This is a genomic window from Alkalicoccus daliensis, assembly GCF_900103955.1.
GTDB classification, from domain to species: domain Bacteria; phylum Bacillota; class Bacilli; order Bacillales; family Salisediminibacteriaceae; genus Alkalicoccus; species Alkalicoccus daliensis.
The window spans coordinates 922,122-945,964 of record NZ_FNIL01000001.1; the positions used below are offsets into that span (position 1 = coordinate 922,122).

24 protein-coding genes are annotated in these 23,843 nt (G+C 42.1%); 1 reads left to right on the top strand and 23 read right to left on the bottom strand.

The genetic code is table 11. The features are described from left to right. Nucleotides 1-106: 106 nt before the first annotated feature. From BLP92_RS04540 to BLP92_RS04630, 19 genes are all read right to left on the bottom strand, one after another. Complete coding sequence (locus BLP92_RS04540; protein ID WP_090840974.1) at nucleotides 107-619, bottom strand: adenine phosphoribosyltransferase; 513 nt, start codon at nucleotides 617-619, stop codon at nucleotides 107-109. 33 nt (nucleotides 620-652) lie between these two features. Continuing rightward, the gene (recJ, locus tag BLP92_RS04545; RefSeq protein WP_090840976.1) at nucleotides 653-2,986 is read right to left on the bottom strand and encodes a single-stranded-DNA-specific exonuclease RecJ; all 2,334 of its coding nucleotides are present in this window, start codon (nucleotides 2,984-2,986) and stop codon (nucleotides 653-655) included. 171 nt (nucleotides 2,987-3,157) lie between these two features. Further along, a complete protein-coding gene (locus BLP92_RS04550; protein ID WP_090840978.1) occupies nucleotides 3,158-3,475 on the bottom strand; it encodes a LapA family protein in 318 nt (105 codons plus the stop codon). Between the two features lie 2 nt (nucleotides 3,476-3,477). Further along, complete coding sequence (locus tag BLP92_RS04555; RefSeq protein ID WP_090841102.1) at nucleotides 3,478-4,383, bottom strand: cation diffusion facilitator family transporter; 906 nt, start codon at nucleotides 4,381-4,383, stop codon at nucleotides 3,478-3,480. A gap of 232 nt (nucleotides 4,384-4,615) precedes the next feature. Next, the gene (gene secF, locus BLP92_RS04560) at nucleotides 4,616-5,563 is read right to left on the bottom strand and encodes a protein translocase subunit SecF (protein WP_090840980.1); all 948 of its coding nucleotides are present in this window, start codon (nucleotides 5,561-5,563) and stop codon (nucleotides 4,616-4,618) included. Further along, nucleotides 5,553-6,878, bottom strand: a complete 1,326-nt coding sequence (secD, locus tag BLP92_RS04565) for a protein translocase subunit SecD (protein ID WP_244516642.1) — start codon at nucleotides 6,876-6,878, stop codon at nucleotides 5,553-5,555. Before secD ends, secF begins: the two co-directional genes overlap by 11 nt. A gap of 408 nt (nucleotides 6,879-7,286) precedes the next feature. Further along, nucleotides 7,287-7,580, bottom strand: a complete 294-nt coding sequence (locus BLP92_RS17945) for a post-transcriptional regulator (protein ID WP_175444174.1) — start codon at nucleotides 7,578-7,580, stop codon at nucleotides 7,287-7,289. A 245-nt stretch (nucleotides 7,581-7,825) separates the two neighbouring features. Further along, nucleotides 7,826-8,638: a DUF368 domain-containing protein gene (locus BLP92_RS04575; protein WP_090840986.1), complete on the bottom strand. Its 813-nt coding sequence runs from the start codon at nucleotides 8,636-8,638 to the stop codon at nucleotides 7,826-7,828. A 91-nt stretch (nucleotides 8,639-8,729) separates the two neighbouring features. After that, on the bottom strand, nucleotides 8,730-8,993 hold the full coding sequence (gene yajC / locus BLP92_RS04580) for a preprotein translocase subunit YajC (protein WP_090840988.1): 264 nt from the start codon (nucleotides 8,991-8,993) through the stop codon (nucleotides 8,730-8,732). Nucleotides 8,994-9,112: 119 nt separating this feature from the next. Further along, nucleotides 9,113-10,252 (bottom strand): tRNA guanosine(34) transglycosylase Tgt, encoded by a 1,140-nt coding sequence (tgt, locus tag BLP92_RS04585; protein WP_090840990.1) that lies wholly within the window; start codon nucleotides 10,250-10,252, stop codon nucleotides 9,113-9,115. Nucleotides 10,253-10,284: 32 nt separating this feature from the next. Beyond that, complete coding sequence (gene queA, locus BLP92_RS04590; RefSeq protein ID WP_090840993.1) at nucleotides 10,285-11,313, bottom strand: tRNA preQ1(34) S-adenosylmethionine ribosyltransferase-isomerase QueA; 1,029 nt, start codon at nucleotides 11,311-11,313, stop codon at nucleotides 10,285-10,287. 24 nt (nucleotides 11,314-11,337) lie between these two features. Further along, entirely contained in the window at nucleotides 11,338-11,547 is a 210-nt protein-coding gene (locus BLP92_RS04595) for a DUF2905 domain-containing protein (protein WP_175444175.1), read from the bottom strand. After that, complete coding sequence (gene ruvB / locus BLP92_RS04600; protein WP_090840995.1) at nucleotides 11,547-12,545, bottom strand: Holliday junction branch migration DNA helicase RuvB; 999 nt, start codon at nucleotides 12,543-12,545, stop codon at nucleotides 11,547-11,549. The genes BLP92_RS04595 and ruvB overlap by 1 nt, the downstream gene beginning before the upstream one ends. Before the next feature lie 19 nt (nucleotides 12,546-12,564). Further along, the gene (ruvA, locus tag BLP92_RS04605; protein ID WP_090840997.1) at nucleotides 12,565-13,173 is read right to left on the bottom strand and encodes a Holliday junction branch migration protein RuvA; all 609 of its coding nucleotides are present in this window, start codon (nucleotides 13,171-13,173) and stop codon (nucleotides 12,565-12,567) included. A gap of 82 nt (nucleotides 13,174-13,255) precedes the next feature. Beyond that, complete coding sequence (locus BLP92_RS04610) at nucleotides 13,256-13,978, bottom strand: YebC/PmpR family DNA-binding transcriptional regulator (protein ID WP_090840999.1); 723 nt, start codon at nucleotides 13,976-13,978, stop codon at nucleotides 13,256-13,258. Between the two features lie 134 nt (nucleotides 13,979-14,112). Beyond that, nucleotides 14,113-15,012, bottom strand: coding sequence for a prephenate dehydratase (pheA, locus tag BLP92_RS04615; RefSeq protein WP_090841001.1), 900 nt, complete (start codon nucleotides 15,010-15,012; stop codon nucleotides 14,113-14,115). Nucleotides 15,013-15,035: 23 nt separating this feature from the next. Then, nucleotides 15,036-15,485 carry an ACT domain-containing protein gene (locus BLP92_RS04620; RefSeq protein WP_090841003.1) on the bottom strand — a complete coding sequence of 150 codons (450 nt, stop codon included), beginning with the start codon at nucleotides 15,483-15,485 and terminating at the stop codon, nucleotides 15,036-15,038. Nucleotides 15,486-15,576: 91 nt separating this feature from the next. Further along, nucleotides 15,577-16,857: a GTPase ObgE gene (gene obgE / locus BLP92_RS04625; RefSeq protein ID WP_090841007.1), complete on the bottom strand. Its 1,281-nt coding sequence runs from the start codon at nucleotides 16,855-16,857 to the stop codon at nucleotides 15,577-15,579. Between the two features lies 1 nt (nucleotide 16,858). Further along, a complete protein-coding gene (locus tag BLP92_RS04630) occupies nucleotides 16,859-17,410 on the bottom strand; it encodes a Spo0B domain-containing protein (RefSeq protein WP_175444176.1) in 552 nt (183 codons plus the stop codon). Nucleotides 17,411-18,279: 869 nt separating this feature from the next. Here BLP92_RS04630 and BLP92_RS04635 point away from each other — a divergent pair. Next, on the top strand, nucleotides 18,280-19,230 hold the full coding sequence (locus tag BLP92_RS04635) for an agmatinase family protein (protein WP_090841011.1): 951 nt from the start codon (nucleotides 18,280-18,282) through the stop codon (nucleotides 19,228-19,230). 221 nt (nucleotides 19,231-19,451) lie between these two features. Here BLP92_RS04635 and hemY read toward each other — a convergent pair whose 3' ends face one another. The 4 genes from hemY to BLP92_RS04655 form a co-directional block, all read right to left on the bottom strand. Next, the gene (gene hemY / locus BLP92_RS04640) at nucleotides 19,452-20,873 is read right to left on the bottom strand and encodes a protoporphyrinogen oxidase (RefSeq protein ID WP_090841013.1); all 1,422 of its coding nucleotides are present in this window, start codon (nucleotides 20,871-20,873) and stop codon (nucleotides 19,452-19,454) included. Between the two features lie 3 nt (nucleotides 20,874-20,876). Then, a complete protein-coding gene (gene hemH / locus BLP92_RS04645; protein WP_090841014.1) occupies nucleotides 20,877-21,818 on the bottom strand; it encodes a ferrochelatase in 942 nt (313 codons plus the stop codon). Nucleotides 21,819-21,837: 19 nt separating this feature from the next. Then, a complete protein-coding gene (gene hemE, locus BLP92_RS04650) occupies nucleotides 21,838-22,878 on the bottom strand; it encodes a uroporphyrinogen decarboxylase (protein ID WP_090841016.1) in 1,041 nt (346 codons plus the stop codon). Between the two features lie 669 nt (nucleotides 22,879-23,547). Continuing rightward, a partial coding sequence (locus tag BLP92_RS04655; RefSeq protein ID WP_139148912.1) for an IS3 family transposase occupies nucleotides 23,548-23,843 on the bottom strand: 296 nt, incomplete at its 5' end.

Sequence of the window (23,843 nt, forward strand, 5' to 3'; positions counted from 1 at the left end):
TCTAAGTATCATATCATGAGGTTAATTGCTTATGTAAATCTTAAATCATGCAGGTAGAGAAAAGCGACAAAACCTTTTTGAATTTTCGGCTTGTCGCTTCAGGTATTTAATAAGTCATTAAGGAAAATACTTCGTACTGCTTTAGTCGGTCTTTACCATTTAAATAGCTTAATTCTATCATGAAAGCAATTCCTGCTACTACACCGCCAAGCTCTTCCACCATTTTTATCGTAGCTTCAATTGTACCGCCGGTAGCAAGCAGGTCATCTGTAATCAATACTCTTTGTCCTGGTTTAATAGAACCTTTATGAATGTTCAAGGAATCTTTTCCGTATTCCAGCCCGTAATCCACTTCCAGTACTGCTCTCGGAAGTTTTCCAGCTTTACGAACAGGGACAAACCCAATTCCCATTTGCACAGCGATTGGACATCCTACAACAAAGCCGCGGGCTTCGGGCCCCACTACTACATCTATATTTTTATCCGCCGCAAAGTCAGCCATTTCTTCAATCGCCTGTTTATATACAGGGCCATTTTCCATAAGTGTAGTAATGTCTTTAAAACGTATTCCTTCTTTCGGGAAATTTTCTACTACTGTTACATATTGCTTATAATCCATTTCACAGTTCCTCCTATCGGCTTTTCCTTCAGTTTACTGAGAAACTGAAGCTGCCGAAATCATCATAGAATCCAGCTGTTTTTTCAGGGAACGAAATGTTGAATAACAAAGTTCCTGCTGAATCCTGCTTTTTTGTATATGTTTCTGGTAAGTCGGTGACGCTGTCAATGCTTGTTTCCTTGGTTCTTCCCTTACAGTAACTAAACCATCTTCCATCTTAACAAATTCCAGCTCAAAAAACACCTCACAAATAAAAGTAATTGTGCTTTCGCTCCATCCTTTATGTTTTGCTAAAGCAGTAAGATGCTCATTCAGGTCAAAGCGCTGCCGTTTCTGCATGAAAGCATAAAACCACTTAAACTGATCTCTTGAAGGGAGCGCCGTAAAGAAAAATTCTTCTTCATGCTGAAATACAGCATCAATTCTTTCTATATTAATGAGTTCACTCATCACCTGTGATATCTGCTCCATCGTATCAGGTACATCATACAGTACTGCATAAGTAACTTCTGAAAGATCTTTTTTCACTGCTTCCGGAGCGGAAACATCTATTTTCCTCCAGCTGGACGGAAGATGCTTTACCTGTTCTTTGTTCTGAAAATAAAGTATCGTTTTTTCTTCTTCTGCCTTTTGACCATAACGTTTGTCTCCCCGGTGATCAAACAGCTGCCATTCTGAAACTTTAATATCTTCTACAATCATCTGCGGCTTTACGCTGCCATTCCATTCGTTAATCGAGAGTTTTCCGACTGCTGACAACTTAGCAAGCGGAGAAAGCTGATGATGTTTCTCTCCCATTCTGAATGCAATAGCATCAAGCGCACGATCGTGGTTTTCATTTGTAAGCGTTAGCTTTAAATGATCCTGATTCGCTCCTATTTTTTTGGACTGCTCTACAATTGTGTTCTCCAGCAGTACTTTTGGCGAAGGGTTTCCGATACCAAAAGGAGCCATCTGCGCTAAATCATTAATTGTTTCTACAGAAACTTCCTCTACAGACGCTGGTAAATCTACATAAAGCTTTCGCTTCCAGTCCTCATCTGTCAGGGTTTCTTCGGCAATTTTCACCAGCCTGGATCTCATTTCATCCACATTATCCAGCGCCATTGTTAAACCTGCCGCCATTGGATGTCCACCAAAATGGGGAAGAATCTCTCTCATCGTTGATAGGGAGCGAAACATATCAAAGCCAGCAATACTTCTGGCGGATCCTTTCGCAGTACCTTTTTCCGGATCAATACTGAGCACGATTGCCGGCCGATAGTATTTTTCTACCAGCCTGCTGGCAACGATTCCTATTACTCCCGGATTCCAGCCTTCTTTTGCTACCACAAGAACGGAAGGAATACCCTGCTCTTCTGCAATCGCTTCTGCTTCGACTGTAATATCTTTTACTATTTTCTGACGCTCTTTGTTCAGATCATCAATCATTAATGCTATCTCTTCTGCTTCTGCAGGATCTCTGCTGAGTAATAGTTCTACTGCAGGATCTGCACTGTCCAGCCGTCCTGCTGCATTCAAGCGGGGTCCGATCAGAAACCCGATTGTTTCTTCATCAATATCAGCTTGTTCTGCGCCAGCTTTATGCAGCAGCGCTTTTAATCCGGGACGAAGTACTGACTGCATGGCCCGCAGACCTTTTGCGGCAATAATTCGGTTTTCTCCAAGTAAAGGCACTAGATCCGCTATCGTTCCAACAGCAGCAAGATCATAATACTCTTTAGGTATTTCACCTAATAAGGCGTGACTCAGCTTGAAGGCTACTCCTGCACCTGCCAGTTCTTTAAACGGATAGGAGCAGTCTTCCTGCTTGGGATTGATGACAGCAAAACCATCGGGCACCTGAGGCGGCGGCTCATGATGATCTGTGATAATTAAATCTATCCCAATCTCCTTTGCAACCTCTGCTTCATGATTTCCGGATATCCCTGTATCTACTGTCACAATTAAACTGACACCTTCATCTTTTGCATGCCTGAAAGCGGGCTCGTTTGGTCCATAGCCTTCTGTAAAACGGTTCGGCACATAAAAGCCTGCATCCGCTCCAAGTTTTCTCAATACTGAATAAAGTAAAGACGTACTAGTAACGCCGTCAGCATCGTAATCTCCAAATATAAGTATTTTTTCCTCAGAAGCAATCGCTTCTTTAATTCTGTTTACTGCTTTTTCCATATCCTTCATCAGGAAAGGATCATGCAGTTTACTTTCATCAAATGTGAGAAAATCATTTACTGCATCTGTGTCTGTTATGTTACGCTGCACTAAAAAACGAGCAGCTATTTTTGTTAATCCAGTTTTTTTCTGCAGTGCTTCCACTTCTTCTTCCGGCGCTGCAGAAATAATCCAATCGGCATTCGCGTGTAGCATTGTATCACCCCTGACTTGTTCATTATACATAAGCGTAACAAAGGAAACAAACGAAATTAAGCATTGTAAATTCCACTGGATTTTTTATATATTATTTTACAAAAAAGTCCCCCCTTAATAAGGGGGGGGGCTTCACTAACACTTCCGTTGTCCGGAATAGTTCACTTGTTATTACTTTTCCATTGGGTTCGGTTTAATATCGTCATCATTCTTGGACTTATCCGGATTTTTATTATTTTTTGCAGTGCTGTGGTCATTATTCGTACGTAATTTTTTGTTTTCCCGCTGCAAATTATGAATCTTATACATTCCAACAAGTCCTACAATCAGTCCGCCCATTAAAACTGAACCTAAAATTACCAGTACAAGCGGCCAGTCCGCTTCTCCAAATCCGAAATTCACAGTAACAGGATCCACATTAATGACAGCAAATACTGCTATCACCAGCACGATGATAAGACCTATGATTAATCCCCATTGACCTTTCATTATTATTCCTCCTTCTCAGAAAATGGATTTATGTGTACTCGCACATCGCGGACGTATCCGTACTTCATTAATTCAGCCTTTACTTTTTTGCCGATTGCATGTCCTTCTTCTACAGTGATATAAGGATGCACGGATATTTTGATATCTACTATTACGTAATGTCCGTGTTCCCGCGCCAGAAGTTCATCTACAGACAAAACATCCGGTACACGGTGTGCGGCCTCCATCATCCATTTGCTGTCTTCTTCATGAAGTACATGATCGATAGTCTGATGAATCGCTTCTGCTCCCAATTTCCAGCCCATTCTTATTATGAATGCAGCAACGATAACACTGGCAATCGGGTCAAATATAGCGGCTTGATTGAAGCCGAGCGCTCCCCCTGCAATCGCCGCTCCTACTCCAGCTAAAACGGCTATAGAAGAAAATACATCAGAACGATGATGCCATGCATCTGCGATCAAAGCATCACTTTTATATTTTTTACCCAATTTAAACTTGTATTGAAACATTAATTCTTTTAAGAGAATAGAAAACATTGCTGCATATACCGCCCATATACCTGGAATAGACTCCGGAGAAAACATCGCGGTAAAAGAATTCACTGCCACCTCAATGCCTACAATGATTAATAAAACAGAAACAATGATTGCTGTCACAGTTTCTGCCTTCCCGTGTCCATATGGATGGTCTTCATCTGGCGGCTGCTGGGCAGCTCGCACTCCTATTAAGACAGCAATAGAACTTACTACATCTGAAGCTGAATGAAGAGCATCGGCAACAAGTGCACGACTGTCAGCCGCTAACCCTACGATTCCTTTTACAATAGCAAGAAGGGCATTTCCCAATATGCCAATCCATGCGCCGAATTGAACTTTTTTGTAACGATCTGCATTTATTTCCGTCATAAAGACACGCCTTTCTGCCCACTCTTCTTTAACCATATCATGAATGCTGTAAAACTGCAGGTATAAATAAGCACCCTGCTTATTTACCGCAGGGTGCTTATCAGGCTGTCGAAAAAATTATTATCAGTGATATTTTTCCGCTTATCTATTCGAAATATACTTTCTTAAATAGATTCACCATTCATATTACGTATATTTGCTGCATTTTATAATTAAGCCAAGGCGCTGTAACTTAAACGTTTCCTGCCTGTTCTGCTTCTTCTTCTCTGAGTAAAGCTTTCTGCTGCTGTTTTTTTATCTGCTTCGTTTTAAGAATCGCCCAGATCTGAGCCGCAATAAACAAGGAAGAATACGTACCCGCAACAAGACCTATAACCAGCGCGAAAGAAAACACTCTTAGACCTTCCCCGCCAAAAACTAGCAGTGCACCAGCAGCAAACACCACTGTTAACACAGTATTAATGGAACGGGCCAATGTCTGCACCAGACTTTTATTTACAACTCTCGAAACGTCTTCGAATGACTCCACTTTCTTTTCCAGACCCATATTTTCTCTGATCCTGTCAAAGGTAACGATCGTATCATTTATTGAATAACCGATGATGGTAAGAACTGCGGCGATGAAAGGAATATTTACTTCCATCTGCAATATACTGAAAATGGTCAGTATAAATAAAGCATCATGAAACAAAGCAATAATTGCAGAGATACCGTAAAGAAATTCAAAACGGACCGTGACATAGATAATAATCCCAACCGCAGCAATTAACACAGAAATGATAGCATTTCTCGCTAATTCTTCCCCTACAATCGGGGTGATCGTACTTATGTTAGGCGTTGTACCATATAATTCATCAAAATGCGCCTGAATTTCCAGGGATTCCTCCTGGGTAATACCTCCGATAAAGGAAGCCCGCGCAATGTCATTGTTATCACCGGCAAGCACTACCTCATCGGGTTCGTAGCCGATTTCCATAAATTCATCTTCAATTTCTGCAGCAGTTACTTCCTCTTCTGCAAGTACTTCCACAGTGGTACCACTTTCAAAATCGATTCCCAAATTTAAACCGACAGTAGAAAGCAAAGCCACTCCGATAAGAAGGAAAAGCAGTGAAAAGCCGAAGAACGCTTTGCGGTACTTCATGAAATCCAGCTTGGAAGACTTATGATCAAAGTTCATTAATTTCACGCTCCTTTACACCGAACAGTCGAGGCTTTCTATTCAGTGCACGGCTGTTCACCCATAACCCTAAAATCAGCCGGGATCCAAAAACTGCGGTAATAAAGCTGGTTAAAATACTTACAATAAGCATAACCGCAAAACCCTGCACAGCACTCGTACCAAAATAAAAGAGAACTGAAGCTGCGAGTATTGTTGTGATGTTGGCATCGAGTATTGTAGATAACGAACGTTTGCTTCCTGCTTTAAAAGCACTCATTACTGATCTGCCGCTCCGCAGTTCATCTTTGATTCTTTCGAAAGTAATAATATTCGCATCCACTGCCATTCCGACACCCAGAATTAAAGCTGCAATACCAGGAAGAGTCAGGACAGCATTCAGCCAATTGAATACTACAAGCACAAGGTAGATATAAGCAGAAAGCGTAATAACAGCTACAGCTCCCATAAATCTGTAATACACAAGCATATAGGCAAAGATTAGTGCGATGCCAATGAAACCTGCATTGACCGCCATATCCATTGATCTTTCACCTAATTGTGCTCCCACGGAATTCAAAGAAAGCTCTTCTAATTCCACCGGCAGTGCGCCTGCATTTAATATACCTGCCAGATCCTGAGCAGATTCTGTAGTGAAGTCCCCAGAAATCATTACATCACGAGAGGGAATCGTTTCGTTTACTGTCGGTGCAGAAACTATTTTTGAATCCTCTCTCTGTATTTCTTCTTCGTAGGAGTCTCCTTCCTCATAATCCAGCCAGATTACAAGCCGGTTATCTGGAAAAGGACGCTGGGAAATCTCTGCAGTTATTTCACGAAATAAATCAGCATCATCCACCGTAACTGAAACGATTGGTTCATTTGTCTGTTCACGGAAATTCTGACGTGCTCCTCCTTCTACCAGGTCAGAGCCATCCATCATTAAAACATCATTTGTGTCCCGGAATTCAAGCCTTGCCTGTGTCGACAGGAGTTCTCTTGCCTGTTCCTGATCATCCACCCCGGCAAGCTGCACCCGGATTCGGTCCTCACCCTCAATATTAATGCTGGGCTCTGATACCCCCAGCACGTCTATACGAGCATTCAGCGCACTTACAGTATCCGTAAGTAATTCTCTGTTAATCTCAGTGCCTTCTTCATCATCGAGGGGCTGAACTTCATACAGCACCTCAAATCCACCTTGCAGATCCAGTCCGAGACTGATATCTTCCACGTGATCCGTCACATTGGAAGCGATCAGAGCACCGAGAGCAATAATAATTGCAAAAAATACGGCGATCAGACTTTTCCGGACCCCTTTTCTTCTTTTAACCAATACAAGCTCCTCCTTCATTCGCAGCTCTATGCTTATGTAAACACAGGAGAAGGATGCTGAAGCCGCCTCCAGACATCCTCTCAGAATTTATGCAATAGAATCAATTTCATACGTCACATCAATAAAATTATTTCTGAACAATGAAAAGGATCTGCATTTCATCCGGACGTTTCCCGCAGTACCCGTATTTAAATCCATACCAAAAGGGCTGAACAGACTTTCTGACTAAGCTGATACTGAGGGATCGGCCGGCTAATATTTGATAAAAAATAGTGATTTTTTATATAATGTCCGTTGAATTTTTCGGAAACTGCTTTATGAAATTGGTTCAGTATATAAAACCAATAGACTTATTATAGTCCTGTTAAAAAACCTATGTCAATCACGCACAGGTTTTCAAGTTTAAGTTCACAAATCTTTCAAAGAAAACGATCCTTTTGAGGAAAACCAATCATCACTGCGGTAAGCACTGACCGTTAACTGCGTCATGTAATCATTTGCTGAAACAGCGAATAGTTCCGCAACTACCCAGTGAAGCCGAAGATTCGATGGGATATCTTTCTTGCGCCGCATTTTTTCAATAAATGTATTCCATACATCTTCTTCCGTCACTTGATCATGCCCGTAAATAACCCATTCTTCTGCTTTGCTTGTAATTACAGGAGCTAATTTCCCCCGCCACGCCTCCCATTGATTTTCCAAACTGACCGCCTCCTCTTGATGTTTTGTCTTAAAATTCTTTTTAGTTACGCTGCCTGAAAAAGTAAACGGTTCATCTAAAAAAGTAATAATGCTGGTGCGGTTTCTCCTTCGTTGCACAACAGTATTTCTTTTCATCTTGCATAGTGAAAAAATATTGCATAAATATCTCTGTTTATATTCCATGTTGACAGGAAGAGACTTCGCTTTAACTTAAGAGGCAAAGAATAATCAGCCGCAGGTGTACCTTAAGGCTGCTTTAAGCTTAATACATACGCTGCAAAAGTACCAGCCGCAAATGTACCTAAACTGGCGAAGACATTTCCTTCACCAAAGCCTGGAAAAATAGTAAAAACTGCTCCGCCTATCAGACCAATAATTATGGCGTACACATTCACAGGGTGATGCTTGAAATAATATCGTATTGCCTTACTGCTGATAATAAACCCTAAAATTACACCTGACCCGACAATGGCTATCACTGCAAAGTTCGGATTTGAAAAAGATAACGCATTCGTAGCAGAGGCATAGACCCCAAACAGTAAAAGTACAAATGCCCCGCTTACTCCAGGCAGAAGCATTGCCATACTGGCGATCCATCCTGCCACAAAGAATAAAATCGCATTTGCGGAAGTTACTTCCATTACTGCCTGTCCTGCTTCCGGATCTGCCGTACCGCCTATATAAAGTGCAACCAAAGCTGCAATCAGCATATACAGATAATGTCTGGAATTGAAAGCTGAGGTAACATAAGACTGTTTTATCAACAGAGGCAGTACTCCTATTAATAAACCTGTGAATAAAAAGTTTGTTTCCTGGCCATATCTTTCCAGGATTAGTCCTATCAGATTCGCAAGCGCAATAATTGCAGTTCCCATTCCGATACCAAGAGGAATTAAAAATCCGAGATGCTGCTTCCAGTCTTTACTGAAAAACCCGCTGATTGCGCGGATAAAATCTTCATAAATGCCTAAAATAAGCGCCATGGTTCCACCGCTTACCCCCGGGATAATATCGCAGATACCCATTAAAAAGCCGCGGTACAAATTTCTCCAATGCACGGTACAGATCTCCCTTTATGTAAAATTCTGTATACTTATTCTAAAAAAGGGGAGTCTATCAGGTTTCTCCCTTTAGACACCCCATTGATAATCAGTCCTGATTCGTTACTTCACGAATCGCCTGACGATCAAATGTTAACTTATTACTTCCATCAACATCTACTACTACACGATTTTCATCAATTGCATCAATCGTGCCGTGCAGTCCGCCGATTGTAATAATTCTGTCTCCCTTTTGCAGGGAAGCATGCATTTGCTGAACTTTTTTCTGGCGCTTCTGCTGAGGACGAATCAACAGAAAATAGAAAATAGCAAACATTAAAATAAGTGGAATTAACGCTCCTAAAACGTCCAATCTATTCACTCCCTTCTAACTAAACAAGTGAAACTTCCGTTCCAGCTTGAACTGTAAGGACAATCTCCCAAATTCTATTGTAGACAAACTTATGCTATAAAATCAATAAAATTTCCTAACTAGAAATTTTTTGCGTCCGGCTTATTAAACCCGTAAGCTTCAAAAAATTGTTCACGGAAGTCCAGGAGCCGGTCTTCACGAATCGCCTGCCTTACTTTATCCATTAATGTGATCAAAAAGTGAAGATTGTGATACGAGCATAATATTAACCCGAGTGTTTCATTACTTTTAATAAGATGTCTGAGATAAGCACGGGAATAATTTTTACAGACTTTACAGTTACAGTTCTCATCCAAAGGCCGGAAATCGCGGGCAAATTTAGCGTTTCTGACAACAAGTCTGCCTGAACTTGTCATTAAAGTTCCATTTCTTGCAATTCTCGTAGGCAGTACGCAGTCAAACATATCTACACCGCGGATCGCACCATCTATTAAAGAATCTGCGGAGCCCACTCCCATCAAATACCGGGGCTTGTTATCCGGCATAAACGGGGTTGTTTCTTCCAGTACGCGGTTCATTACATCTTTCGGCTCTCCTACAGAAAGACCTCCGATTGCATAACCGGGGAAATCAAGTGAAACGAGATCTTCTGCACTTTGTCTGCGTAAATCCGGATGCTCTCCTCCCTGAATAATTCCAAATAACCCCTGGTCCCCAGGTCGTTTGTGTGCTTCAAGACAGCGCTCTGCCCATCTGCTTGTTCTCTCCACAGAATCTTTCATATATTTATGTTCTGCTGGATAAGGGGGGCACTCATCAAATGCCATCATGATATCAGGCCCTAGAGAATTTTGTATCTGCATAGATTTTTCCGGCGTCAGGAAAAGCTTCTCCCCGCTTAAATGATTGCGGAAATGCACCCCTTCTTCTGTAATGTTACGCAGATCACTTAAACTGAATACTTGAAAGCCGCCGGAATCCGTTAAAATCGGACGGTCCCAATTCATAAATTTATGCAGTCCTCCAGCTTCTTCAATAATATCTTCTCCAGGCCGCAGCCATAGATGATACGTATTGCTGAGAATGATCTGTGCATTCATTTCTACAAGGTCGTCCGGACTCATTGTTTTCACCGTAGCCAGTGTACCCACAGGCATAAAAATCGGTGTTTCAAAGGAGCCGTGCGGAGTATGAACAATACCCAGCCGCGCTCCGGACTGCTTACAAGTTTTAATATGTTCGTATGTTATCGCTGGCATTTAAAGTCCCTCTTTCTATTAATACAGCTTGTTTAAATGATCAGCATGGCATCTCCAAAACTGAAAAATCGGTATTTCTGCGCTACAGCTTCTTTATAAGCTTCGAGTACTGCTTCTCTGCCTGCCAGTGCACTCACAAGCATTACCAATGTGGACTTAGGCAGGTGAAAATTGGTTAAAAGTCCATCTATGGCGCGAAATTCAAATCCTGGGTAGATAAATATATCAGTCCAACCTGTGGATCCTGTGAAAATTCCATCCTGATCTCTTGCAATTGTTTCCAGGGTACGTGCAGAAGTGGTGCCTACCGCAATAATTCTTCCGCCTCGGTTTTTCGTTTCATTCAGGACATCTGCGGTCGAGCCCGGGAGATTATAAAATTCAGCGTGCATCGTATGGCTTTCCACGTCTTCAACGGACACCGGACGAAACGTCCCCAGTCCAACGTGCAAAGTCAGATAAGCTATTTCAATACCATTTTGTTTCAGCTTCTCTATCATTGTTTCTGTAAAGTGAAGGCCGGCTGTGGGCGCGGCAGCAGATCCGCGGTGTTTGGCAAACACCGTCTGATACCGGTCTTTCTCTTCCAGCTGCTGCTGAATGTAAGGCGGTAAAGGCATTTCTCCCAGCTCATCAAGAATTTCATGGAAAATACCTTCAAATTGAAAAGCCAGTTTTCTTCGCCCATCCGGAAGTTCTTCTAGGCACTGTGCCTGCAGTAAGCCTTCTCCAAATTCGATTACCGTACCTTTTTTTATTCTTTTTGCAGGTTTCACCAGCGCTTCCCATACATGCCCTATATCTTCCTTCAGAAGCAGCACTTCGATTTTAGCACCTGTATCTTTTTTTATTCCAAACAGCCTGGCAGGAATAACTTTAGTATTGTTCAGCACAAGTGTATCTCCCGGCTCCAGGTAGTTCGTTAATTGATGAAAATATTCATGCATTCTGCTGCCTTTTTCTTTATCCAGCACCAGCATTCTGGAAGCCTCCCGATCTCTCAAAGGCGTTTGTGCAATTAATTCTTCCGGGAGCTCATAATCAAATTGTGAAACATCCATACTTTCAATCTCCTTTATTTCACTTTATCTGCGAAAAAACATGAACAGCAGAGAAAGCACGATACTTATGATAATTGATGTCATGAGCGGAAAATAGAAAGTAGAATTTCCACGCTCAATAATAATATCCCCAGGCAAGCGCCCAAGCGAAAGAAATCTACCGCCCACCTGCCAGATTACTCCAGCTATAATCAGTACTATTCCAGCAGTAACCAGCATTTTTGGAATTGTCATTATTGCGGCACCTCCATATGGAAATGCTGATAAGCTGCAGGCGTTACAATCCTTCCCCGCGGCGTCCGCTGAATGAAGCCAATCTGCAGCAGATAAGGTTCGTATACATCTTCTATCGTATGTGATTCTTCACCAATTGTGGCAGCGATCGTATCCAGTCCAACAGGTCCGCCCCTGAATCGTTCAATCATCGCTTTGAGTAATTTATGATCTATGTCATCCAGGCCAAGCTTGTCTACCTGCAATAAATCCAGCGCTTCATTCGTTATGAAGCTTGAAATACTTCCGTCACCCTTTACCTGTGCAAAATCACGTATACGCCGCAGCAGCCTATTGGCAATCCTTGGAGTGCCCCGGGAACGCCTTGCTACTTCATAGGAAGCATCATTCATAATTTCCACCTCCATAACATCTGCTGTACGCAGGACGATTTCCCTAAGTTCAGGCTCCGTATAGTATTCAAGTCTGCTCATTACTCCAAACCTGTCTCTTAATGGCGCTGAGAGCATCCCAGCTCGTGTGGTTGCTCCCACCAGAGTAAAGGGAGGAAGATCGAGTTTTATAGATCTTGCAGATGGTCCTTTGCCAATTACAATATCCAGGAAAAAATCTTCCATTGCCGGATACAGAACTTCTTCTACAGCTCGGGGAAGCCGATGGATTTCATCAATAAAGAGCACGTCCCCCGGTTCCAGCGCTGTTAGTATTGCAGCCAGGTCTCCCGGTCTTTCAATAGCCGGTCCGGAAGTAGTCCGCAGCTGAACGCCCATTTCATTTGCAATAATCATAGCGAGGGTCGTTTTTCCGAGTCCGGGCGGTCCATAAAGCAGCACGTGGTCCAGGCTCTCTTCCCGCATTGTAGCAGCTTCAATGAAAACACGCAGATTTTCTTTAACCGTCGTCTGTCCGATATACTGCCCCAGGGTATGCGGACGAAGACTGAATTCTTCTGCTTCCTCTGTTCCCTGTGCTTCTCCACTCATCATTCTTTCGTCCATCTCGGTTTCTCCTTTCCGATCAGCCCTTCAGCATTTCCCGTAAAGCAAGTTTAATATATGCATCTGTCGTCAGCGATTCTGCATTCAGGGCCGGAGTAACTTTTTTAATTTCCCGTTCTGTATATCCCAGTGCTCGAAGGGCTTCCAATGCTTCTGTTAAAGCAGATTCCTGATCTGTAGGAACTGTAAGTGGAGCAGCAAATAATCCTTCAGCAAGCGTAGGAACAATTTCGCTTACTTTTCCTTTCAGATCTAAAATAATCTGACGGGCAGTTTTTTTTCCCACACCCGGAAATTTAGTTAAAAATGTTTCATTTTCCTGTTCTATCGCTTCCACTACAAGCTTCGGCTGCTCTGAGCCTACGATAGCGAGCGCCCCCTTAGGTCCAATACCTGAAACCTGCAGCAGCTTTTCAAATAAGCGGCGTTCCTCCCGGTGGGAAAAACCATAAAGCTTAATCGCATCTTCTCTTACGTGCTGGTATGTATATACAGTAACTTCATTTCCTTTGTCCTGCTCATACCGGTATGGATTTCCACAGTGCAGTAAATAACCTACTTTATTTACATCTAATACAATTGTATCAGCCTCTATATGCACAACATTGCCTGTTAAACATTCAATCACTTAGTATTTCCCTCCACTCTATTCATAACGAACACACATTCCATTTTAGCATATTCGAATAAATAAAGGCAGAGGGAGTAAATCAGAAGGAAGCATTATGGGCAACACTCTGGACATCATCACTGTCTTCCAGCGCTTCAATTAAAACCATGACTTCTTCCAGCTGCTCTTCTGTTAATGCAATCTTTGTATCAGGTATCATAGCCGCCTCGGCTGTTTCCAGACGAAGCCCCGGGACCTCCAGTAACTGTGCAGTTTTCTGCGTCTCCTCTGCGGGTACAAATACCTCCACGGAATCTTCAAAAAATACTGCATCTTCTGCTCCTGCTTCAAGAGCCTCCATCATAAAATCATCTTCCTCTATCTCCTGCTCTTTTTCAAACAAAAGATAACCTTTTCTTTGGAACATAAAGGCAACACATCCGGTTTCTCCTAAGTTTCCGCCATTTTTATTAAAAGCAAGACGGACTTCAGCGGCAGTCCGGTTTTTATTCTCTGTCAAAGCTTCTACATAGACTGCCACCCCATGAGGCGCATACCCTTCGTAAATAATTTCTTCATAATTAATGCCTTCCAAATTTCCACTGGCTTTTTTTATGGTTCTATCAATATTTTCATTTGGCATATTCGCCTGCCTTGCTTTATCGAGAGCTGTTTTCAAAGCATGGTTGGTCTCTGTATTGTCACCGCCGTTTCTAACAGCCTGGAAGATTTCCTTTGATATTTTTGTGAATATCTTCCCTTTCTTTGCATCCTGTCTGCCTTTTCTATGCTTAATGTTACTCCATTTAGAATGACCCGCCATAATAGACCCTCCTGAATACACCTGAAAAATCTCCTTCTGTCCTGCAGAAAGAGATTCAGGTGATGCTTTTTATCTGAACGTACAGTTAACATCCATAAATAAAGAATGCATTCGCGCCCATAACAGCGCAGAAATTATTTTTGCCTTACCTTAGGTATTGCCCTTGCTCCATTTAATTCTTCCCAGGTAAAGCAGGGGTAGCTTCCTAAAACATGCACACCGCATCCTAATGCCCTGAGTTCTTCAATTACTGAAGGAATAAGAACATTATCTTTTTTTATTTCTGCATCAATAATAAAGAAATAATTTCCCAGCCCGGTTTTTGTAGGTCTGGATTCAATTCTTAAAAGATTTATTTTTCTCCATGCAAATGCTGCTAGCACCTGATGAAGAGCTCCTGCGAAATCAGAAGAAAGACTAATCATCATCGATGTCTTAAAAGTAGTTTCCGGAGTAATTAACTCGTGCTGGAAGGTATGCTCATCTTTCGTTAATAAAACAAAACGGGTACGATTGTGTTCATAGTCATTTATTTTCAGCTGTGCCAATGATAAGCCATATGCTTTTGCAGCAATGTCATTTGCAATCGCTGCAGCATTTTCTTCCGGATGCTCCATAATGTATTTTGCAGCTGAGGCTGTAGAATTCATGTACGAGATTTCTGCGTCAGGAAGCCATTCCCGTAAAAACTGATGGCATTGGGCAATCGCCTGGGGATGGGAATAAATAACGTCAATATCCTTCCACGCCTGCTCTTTTCCTTTTGAAATCAGCAGATGCTGTTCAATAGGTGCTACTATCTCCGCAGAAATGTTCATCCGCTGATGATGAATGAAATAATCCAGCGTGATATTTACCGTTCCTTCAATTGCATTTTCCATAGGGACCACTGCCTGTGTAACTTTCTCCTCAGCCACCGCATCCATCGTATCCGGAATGGACCTGAAAGGAACTCTCTTCATATCCGGAACAAGCGTAGCGGCAGCAGCCTCAGTAAAAGATCCTTCCGGACCAAGGTAACCAACTTTTTCCACTTTACTTCTCTCCTTCTCTGCAGTTAAGCACCTGAGCCTACAATTTCAACTCTTTGTACAGCTTCGAGCTGCTGCATTTGATCCAGCAGTCCGGTAACGTCTGAAGTCATCGCCGCTGTTTCAATTGTCAGTGTAATCGTAGCTTTTCCCTGTAAAGGAATTGTCTGATTTATCGTTAATACATTCGCTCCTGTCTGCGCAACCATGGAAAGCAGCTTAGATAATGATCCCGACTGATCCTGTAAATGAATGGTGAGGGTAATGATTTTTTCTTTCACCATTGTATGAAAGGGAAAAATTCCATCTTTATATTTATAGAATGCACTTCTGCTGAGTTCTACTTCGTTTACTGCCTCGTTGATTGTCTGAACTGTATCACTTTCCAGCAGGCGCTTAGCTTCTACAGTTTTAAGCATAGCTTCCGAGAGCATATCCTCCCGCACAAGATAAAACTGATCTGATCTTTTCCGCAAACTGTTTCACCGCCTAATCCCTTATAATTCTGTTTATAAGAGTTTATTGTATAGCAGACAAAAACGTTTGTCTACCAGGGGGAAACACACACTATTCGATAAACTCAAATTCGTGTTCCAGAATCCTGACAATATCCCCGTCCTGGGCTCCCAGATCGCGGAGTGCCTGATCAATACCCATACGTCTCATCTTTCTTGCAAAACGCTGCACAGAATCGTGCCTGTCAAAGTTTGTCATTTTAAAGAGTGTTTCAATTTCATGACCTTTGACTACGAAACTTCCGTCCTCATCCTGTTCTACTGTAAATGGATCTGCTTTTTTCGTATATTTATATACGACACGCTGATCTGTATCTTCTTCGTAAAGCGGGAACATAGGAGTAGTTTCTATCTTATCTACTATTGAACGCAGCAGATTCTGCAGGCCGGACTGTGTAACAGCAGAGATTGGATAAATCTCCACTTCATTTCCTACCTGCTCTTTAAATAATTCCAGATGTTCCTGGGCATCAGGAAGATCCATTTTATTTGCAACAATTATCTGCGGACGTTCCATAAGACGCATATTGTACTGCTCTAATTCCTGGTTGATCGTCTGGTAATCCTCGTAGGGATCTCTGCCTTCAATACCGCTCATGTCAATTACGTGAACAATTACTCTTGTGCGTTCGATATGACGGAGAAATTGATGGCCGAGCCCTACCCCGCTGTGAGCTCCTTCTATTAAGCCCGGAAGGTCAGCCATAACAAAGCTACGCTGATCATCAGTTTCCACGACTCCAAGGTTAGGAACAAGAGTGGTAAAGTGGTAATCAGCAATTTTGGGTTTAGCAGCTGATACTACAGACAAGAGCGTAGACTTTCCTACACTTGGAAATCCAACCAGCCCCACATCAGCTAAAACCTTCAGTTCCAGGGTAATGTCTTTTTCCTGACCTGGTTCTCCATTCTCTGCAATTTCAGGTGCTGGATTGGCCGGGGTAGCAAATCTTGAATTTCCTCTTCCTCCACGTCCACCACGTGCGATGATAGCCTGTTGGCCGTCTTCTGTAAGGTCGGCAATTACTTCTCCGCTTTCTTTATTAAGCACGGTTGTACCGGGCGGAACCCGCACAATCATCTGCGCACGGCTTTTACCATGCTGGTTTTTAGGCATTCCGTTCTCCCCGCGTTTTGCTTTAAAGTGCCGCTGGTAGCGGAAGTCCATTAACGTGCGGAGTCCTTCATCCACTTCAAATACTACATCGGCACCTTTTCCCCCATCCCCTCCGGCAGGTCCGCCGTTCGGGACATATTTCTCGCGACGGTAAGCAACAAGACCGTTACCTCCATCGCCTCCTTTTACATATATATCAACCTTATCTACAAACATATTATTTCTCCTCTCTCTTCTTCTCCGGCTGCAAAGCCACCCGGAAATAAATCGTATCTGATGATATGTCAGCTTCCATTAAGCAGTCAAGTTCCCTTAAAAATATTTCTGTATGTTCTTTCATGGATTGGCTGATTTCCATGCCGGTATATTCCAGTGCAAGTTCTTTGTTTTCCAGTTGCTGCAATATAATCAGCAGCTGACGATCTTCTCCCAGCTTCGTTTTCTTTTCCACCAGGCCTGTAAAACGGTTAAAAATTGTTAAAGCATGTTGTTCAACTACTGCCCAGTTATCATTACCTGCATTAATTTCAATTTCAGCAGGTACTTTCGGGGAGTGCCAGTTATAAGTCAAAAGTTTTTCAGCAAAAGCAGGCATATGAAGACTGCTGAGCCTGCTTTCCTGCTCTGCTCGGTAAATTATTTTTTCAAGCACTGCATCTACAGTTTCTAATTTCCCTAAAGCTAAATAGCTTTTTATCAACTGTATATCATTTAAAAAATCATGCCGGTAGTGGCTTAATGCCTGAACTATATTTTGGACGCCTGCCATCATATCTCTCCTGACATTCTTCTAAACTTTTTCAGGAATACTTCCAACGAAATTGACAATACTCTTAATCATAACATATATTCTGCAAATAGGAATCATCCTTTTTACAAGGCGTTGTTCCATACTGAAGGTTTTGAGGCCGGCAGCTTCATGCAGTTATATAGTGGAACATTTATTCATAAATGGCTCTTCACCACTGAAGGTGGTTTAAATAAATTTTTAAGTTCTCTTTGCTTCAACATTTTCACTTTGTAAAGGATTTTCACTGCAGGTAGAGGCTTTCCACAAATATTCCCCTCTTCTGAGGGATCGAAGCAAAAGAAATAGACTTGGAAAATCGAGCGTCTGGTGCTGAAATTTCTCTTTCTATCTTGTCTCTGTTAAGGCTGGTGTTGATAAAAGGAAGGTACGCCTAAGGCTCTTTTATCTTCGCTTGCCGTGGAGAAACCCTTCAGCTATCCCTTCGAAATCAGCAGGGTTCTGCGCAGCCAATCCAAGAAAAACAAAACCGTCTTGTTTGGATTCAAGACACCGGAAGAAGTGAATCTACCCGGAGAACTCCTCCACAGCAGGTCAGTTGCAGCGAGGTTTCTAATACCAACAATGAACATTAACAGAGCTTCTATCTTAAACCACTGATCTCCTATCACTTTACAACTACGCAGGTCGAGAATCTGTTTTGGCGAGGTTTTCTTTAACTAAAATCAGTCGGGAACAAGCCCTCGGGTAAGCCGAATTGAGAGTTCAGCAGCATTATGTATATCTCATAAACGGACTCTTTGCAAGGTAGCTTTTTAATAAAAGGTTTGTATTTCTTTAAAATCGTTTAAAATATAGAAGTAACTTAATTTTCTGGGAGGTATTATCGTATGGCTAAAAATATTTATGGAAACACCCCTTGCTTTTTAAATTCAATAAATCTTGTTGAAGAACCTCATAGAGAAAATGAAATGGATGTAGTGGTATATGGGGTGCCCTGGGAAGGTGCTGTCACATGGGGAGATTTTACAGGCTGTGAGCTGGGACCCAAGGTAATTCGTTTAAGCTCCGGCCGCTACAGCGGATATCTGCCGGAACTTGATCATATCGATGTTTTTTCCCATTTAAAAATGGGAGATAAAGGCGATGTAGCAGTAACTCCTGCTGAACCTGAAGAAACGATGGAGAAAATACGCAGTTTTGCAAAGGATATTTGGAAAGGAAATTCATTTCCTATTGCTTTTGGCGGAGACCATGGGATTACCTATCCTATTATTGAAGGGTTAATTGAGGCGACAGACAAAAAAGTCGGGATTATCCATCTGGACGCGCATTACGATAACAACGATCATTCCAACGGAGATCCTTACGGCCGTGGTGCCCCCTTCAAGCGCTTGTACGAAACGGAAGGCGTAGTAAACGAAGCGCTCGTCCACATGGGTATCCACGGACCCCGAAATAAGCCGCAGAACGGTAAAGATGCACAGGCTGCAGGAGCAAAAACAATTACTATTCAGGATATTCGCAGAGCAGAATCTGCAAGAGCGATTGCAAGAGAAGCTTATGCATCAGCTTCAGAGGGTACGGATGTAGTTTACCTGAGTATCTGCAGCGATGTTCTCGACCATGCATTCAACCCAGGCGGCCCTGTAGACGGCAATGGGTTAAACTCTTTTGAACTGCTTGAAATTGTTCATGAAGTCTGTAAGCTCGGGGTAGTGGGTATGGATTTTGTGGAAGTATATCCTCAGCAGGATACGACGGACTTCAGCTCCCACTTCGCAAGTTTTATAGCTTTGTATGCCCTTGCCGGAGAAGCAGTCCGCAGAGAAAATAAATAAATTATTTTATTTAAAGGTTTATAATTATTTACATCGTGGAATAATAGCCTTAACTCCCCCCACTTTCTTATGTTCCTCAAATGAGGAAAAAACCGCGCGTACTTACGGGCGGTCTATTTTTTTGCTTAAATCTCGCTGGATTTACTTACAGTAAACGATATTATAATATAAAAATCCCTGCAGGTCGGATAAGGATTTTTCCGGCTGCAGGGATTTATTATTTATTCAGCTTCTTTCACAATTTTATTTACAGCTTTTTTTGCCTGATCTATGCAGTCAGGCAGTCCGATACCATGATAGCTTGCACCGATTAGAATGATGCCAGGAAAAGAAACGGAAAGTTCTTTATTAACATCCTCCAGAAGTACTTTATGGTTCACTTCATATTGAGGCATTGCCTGACGCCATCTTGTTACGATGCTGAATGCCGGCTCCGCTTTGATACCCATAATATCTTTTAAATCTTTCCTCACTGTTTCTACAATTGCTTCATCTGACTCAGCTACAATGTCTTCGTCACCGGCACGGCCTACATAAGCTCGTAGCAGTGCTTTCCCCTTCGGTGCTGTATGCTTCCACTTTTGATGGGTCCACGTGCATGCAGTTATCGTATAGCCTGCATACTTCGGGACAAGGAATCCAGTGCCATCTATCTTCTCATTTAAATCACTCTCATTGTATGCGAGAGCCACAGTAGCTACGGAAGTAGAAGGAACTTTTCCCAGGGAAGACATAAATGAATGATCCTGAAAAAGTTCGTAAGCCTGCTGATGTCTCGTTGTTAAAATTACTTTGTCTGCTTCTGAAGAACTTCCATCTTCAAAAAACAGCATATATTTCCCTTGCGTACGTTTTAATTCCACGAGCTTCTTGTGTTTGTGCAATTTCTCTGCAGGGAGACTTGCCGCTAACGTTTCTGTGAAGTATTGGAGCCCTCTGCGGAAAGTAAGAAACATCCCTGCAGGTTTTTTTTCTCTGCCAAGCAGTATTGGTTCTTCTTTAGTATTTTTGCTGCCTGTAGAATTTCTCATTCCCAGGATAAGACTTCTATGCTTTTTTTCTACTTCAAGAAACTGCGGGAATGTTGCTTTAAGACTTAATTTATCAATGTTCCCTGCATATATCCCTGAAAGAAGCGGTTCAATCATGTGATCAACTACTTCATTTCCAAGTCTTCTTCTGAAAAAAGTTCCGACAGAAATATCACTGTCTTCATTTTTGCTACGCGGAAGAAAAACATCCATTGCTGCCCGGAATTTCCCTTTCCAGCTGAACAAAGAAGTAGTTACAAATGGCCGCCACTGCGTGGGAATACCCATTACTGCCCCTTGGGGAATTTTATGGAGTTTGTTCTTATGAAGAATATACGATCCTGTTTTGTTCGTAACAAGATCATCTTCTATTCCCAGGTCTTTCGCTAATTCATACATACTGCGTTTCCTGGCTAAAAAAGAATCCGGTCCTTTCTCAATAACAAACCCGTCCCGGTACTCTGTTTTTATACTTCCGCCGAATTCAGCGGATGCTTCATATAAATTATACGAAGCATTCAGTTTACCCTGCCCGATTGCTTTCTGCAGCTTATAAGCAGCGGATAATCCCGTAATACCGCCGCCAATTACCGCGATTTTTTCTTCAGCCATTTCTTACGCTTCCTTTTTCGTAAGCTGCCGCTCTACTACAGTCGCAAGAGCATCAATAAATTCTGGCTTTGCATTTGGCATTGGAGGACGGTAGTAGCCTGCTCCCACTTCATCCGTGACAACTTTACATTCATAATCATTGTCAAAAAGAACCTCAAGGTGGTCCGCTACGAAACCAACAGGGCAATATACAAAGGCTTTATATCCTTCCTCCCTGTGAAGATCCCTTGTAAGATCCTGCACATCTGGACCGATCCACGGATCCGGCGTATTACCTTCACTCTGCCAGCCGATCTCATAATTTTTTATTCCTGCTTCTTCTGCAATAAGTGCAGCAGTTTCTTTTAACTGCTCTGGATAAGGATCGCCTGCTGCCAGAATTTTTTCAGGAAGGCTGTGCGCTGAAAAAATTACGCAGTGATGTTCTTTTTCTTCTTCACTCATTTTCTGAATTGTGTTTTTTACGCCCTCTGCCCAGAATCTAATAAACTTTGGCTCATCATACCACTGTTCTACACTGGTAATGGAAGGTCCTTGAATAAGTTCAGATTCTTCTTTCGCTCTTCCATTATAAGATTTTACGCTGAACGTGGAATAATGAGGAGCTAACACGATACTGACTGCTTCTTTAATGCCATCCTGCTTCATCTGCAGTACTGCATCTTCAATAAATGGATCAATATGTTTCAATCCTTCATAAACTGTAAACTCTATTTCCTCATTTCTGCGGTTCAGTTCATTCTTTAGTTCCTCTGCCTGGGCAGAAGTAATTTTTGCAAGCGGTGAAATACCGCCAATTTCTTTGTAACGGCTTGTAAGGTCATCCAGCTGTTCCTGCGACGGTTTTCTTCCTCGTCTGATATGCGTGTAATACGGTTCAATTTCTTCTTCAGAACGCGGAGTTCCATATGCCATTACGAGCAGGCCCATTTTTTTCTTCATCAATTATCATCCTCTACTATAATTATTTAGATAATTTTTCAGCGGAATAATCGTGTACAAAAGCTGTCAATTGTTTTAATACGTCAGGATCAACTTCCGGGAAAACTCCGTGCCCTAAATTAAAGATAAATCCCGGCTGCTCCATTCCCTGATCAAGAATTTCCTTTGCCTTTGCTTCAATTACAGGCCAGGGTGCTAAAAGAACACTCGGATCAAGGTTTCCTTGTACCGCTTTCGTAATCCCATCCCGTCTGGCTTCAGCGATAGGATATCTCCAATCAAGTCCTACTACGTCAAGCGGCAGCTCTGCCCAGTCTTGAGTAAGGTGGCGCGCTCCCACTCCATGCATAATCAAAGGAACATTTTCTTTCGAAAGCTCTGCAAAAATCCTCCGCATTACCGGCTTAACATACTGCTGGTAATCTGCCTGGCTTAAAGCACCAATCCAGGAATCAAAGATTTGTATTGCCTGAGAACCTGCCTTGATCTGTGCACGTGCATAGGTTATGACCATATCCCCTAATTTTTCCATCAGCGCGTTCCAGGCTTCGGGCTGACTGTACATCATTGCTTTTGTTTTTGTATAGTTCTTCGAGGGTCCGCCTTCAATCATATAGCTTGCCAAGGTAAATGGAGCTCCGCTGAAACTGATTAACGGAACCTGCAGCTGTGTTCGGAGAATACGAATTGTTTCCAATACATAGTCTACATCTTTTTCCGGGTGCAGTTCTGTGAGTTTATTCACATCCGCCAGTGAAGTAACCGGGTTGGAGATCACCGGACCAATGCCACTTTTAATCTGTACATCTACTCCCATAGCAGGAAGCGGCGTCATAATATCCTTGTAAAGAATAGCTGCATCGTTATTGTAATTATCGACGGGCAGTTTCGTTACCCATGCACATGTTTCCGGCCTATGCGTAATTTCTTCCAGACTGTATTTCTTTTTAAGCTCTCTGTATTCAGGCTGCGAACGCCCTGCCTGCCGCATGTACCATACAGGAATGTGATCTACCTTTTCTCTTCTGGCTGCTTTTAAAAACGTGTCATTCATCTGCTGCATTACTGCTTACACCTCATTATTCTTCAAAGTTGTTTTACAAATGTCATTATTTTAACTGTGTTGATGATTATCTTCTTTTAATAATCAAGACAAAATATAAACCTGTATATCCGTTACACATTTTAACGCTTTTTAACTTTAAGTGAAAGGAAAATCAATCGTTGTTCACAAAAACGGCGCAATTTCATTTGTTTCCCTGTTTATCCCAGTCCATTCCAAATTTTCTGCACTTTCATAGTCACTCGAGAAATGAATTTTATAATCATTTAGAGTTAAGTGATTTCCACCCGATAGGAACGAACCCCATTACATGTGGATACAGAGATATTATTTAAGTGTTTTCCTTAGATAAAACATAAAAAGTAAGAGTTATTGTATATTTATAATTTCAATGTATTTACTTTTCCTTCGCTTCCCGGTGGAACCAAAGCGATCCTTCGGAGAAAAAGCAAAGCAGCGAATACTTATACAGATTAAGTACTTTCTCAACAGCCTGAAAGCTCACTATCTGTAAACAGATAGTGAGCTTTCATTTGAAGCATATTATTTTCACACTGTGAATTGAGCAGATTTCATAATTGATTATTAGGGAGTACATTCCGAACAATGTAGAATGATCTCCACTACAGATGGACGCTTTGGTAGTGACCCCTAAAAGTTAGAGTTTTCTTATGAAGCTGATTGGATGGTTTGATTCCGATATTGGATGGGGCTCAATCCGTCCAATTTTGCTTTTACGCGTTCATGATTATAGTACTCCATGTACCTCTCCAGTTTTCGTTTCAGTTCTTCATACGAAACCAGGTCTTCTCCGTGGTACATCTCCTGTTTGAGAATCCCGAAAAAATTCTCCATCATGGCATTATCTGCGCAGGTTGCTTTTCTGGACATACTTTGAAAGATTCGATGTTTCTTTAAGGTTTTTACCCACTTTTTGTGTTGGTAGTGCCAGCCTTGATCCGAGT

What these genes read in the sequence shown, in the direction of transcription:
- BLP92_RS04540 (WP_090840974.1), bottom strand. Translation starts at nt 619, where the DNA reads ATGGATTATAAGCAATATGTAACAGTAGTAGAAAATTTCCCGAAAGAA.
- recJ (WP_090840976.1), bottom strand. Translation starts at nt 2,986, where the DNA reads ATGCTACACGCGAATGCCGATTGGATTATTTCTGCAGCGCCGGAAGAA.
- BLP92_RS04550 (WP_090840978.1), bottom strand. Translation starts at nt 3,475, where the DNA reads ATGAAAGGTCAATGGGGATTAATCATAGGTCTTATCATCGTGCTGGTG.
- BLP92_RS04555 (WP_090841102.1), bottom strand. Translation starts at nt 4,383, where the DNA reads ATGACGGAAATAAATGCAGATCGTTACAAAAAAGTTCAATTCGGCGCA.
- secF (WP_090840980.1), bottom strand. Translation starts at nt 5,563, where the DNA reads ATGAACTTTGATCATAAGTCTTCCAAGCTGGATTTCATGAAGTACCGC.
- tgt (WP_090840990.1), bottom strand. Translation starts at nt 10,252, where the DNA reads ATGCCAGCGATAACATACGAACATATTAAAACTTGTAAGCAGTCCGGA.
- queA (WP_090840993.1), bottom strand. Translation starts at nt 11,313, where the DNA reads ATGGATGTTTCACAATTTGATTATGAGCTCCCGGAAGAATTAATTGCA.
- BLP92_RS04595 (WP_175444175.1), bottom strand. Translation starts at nt 11,547, where the DNA reads ATGACAATTCCAAAAATGCTGGTTACTGCTGGAATAGTACTGATTATA.
- ruvB (WP_090840995.1), bottom strand. Translation starts at nt 12,545, where the DNA reads ATGGACGAAAGAATGATGAGTGGAGAAGCACAGGGAACAGAGGAAGCA.
- BLP92_RS04610 (WP_090840999.1), bottom strand. Translation starts at nt 13,978, where the DNA reads ATGGCGGGTCATTCTAAATGGAGTAACATTAAGCATAGAAAAGGCAGA.
- obgE (WP_090841007.1), bottom strand. Translation starts at nt 16,857, where the DNA reads ATGTTTGTAGATAAGGTTGATATATATGTAAAAGGAGGCGATGGAGGT.
- BLP92_RS04630 (WP_175444176.1), bottom strand. Translation starts at nt 17,410, where the DNA reads ATGGCAGGCGTCCAAAATATAGTTCAGGCATTAAGCCACTACCGGCAT.
- BLP92_RS04635 (WP_090841011.1), top strand. Translation starts at nt 18,280, where the DNA reads ATGGCTAAAAATATTTATGGAAACACCCCTTGCTTTTTAAATTCAATA.
- hemY (WP_090841013.1), bottom strand. Translation starts at nt 20,873, where the DNA reads ATGGCTGAAGAAAAAATCGCGGTAATTGGCGGCGGTATTACGGGATTA.
- hemE (WP_090841016.1), bottom strand. Translation starts at nt 22,878, where the DNA reads ATGCAGCAGATGAATGACACGTTTTTAAAAGCAGCCAGAAGAGAAAAG.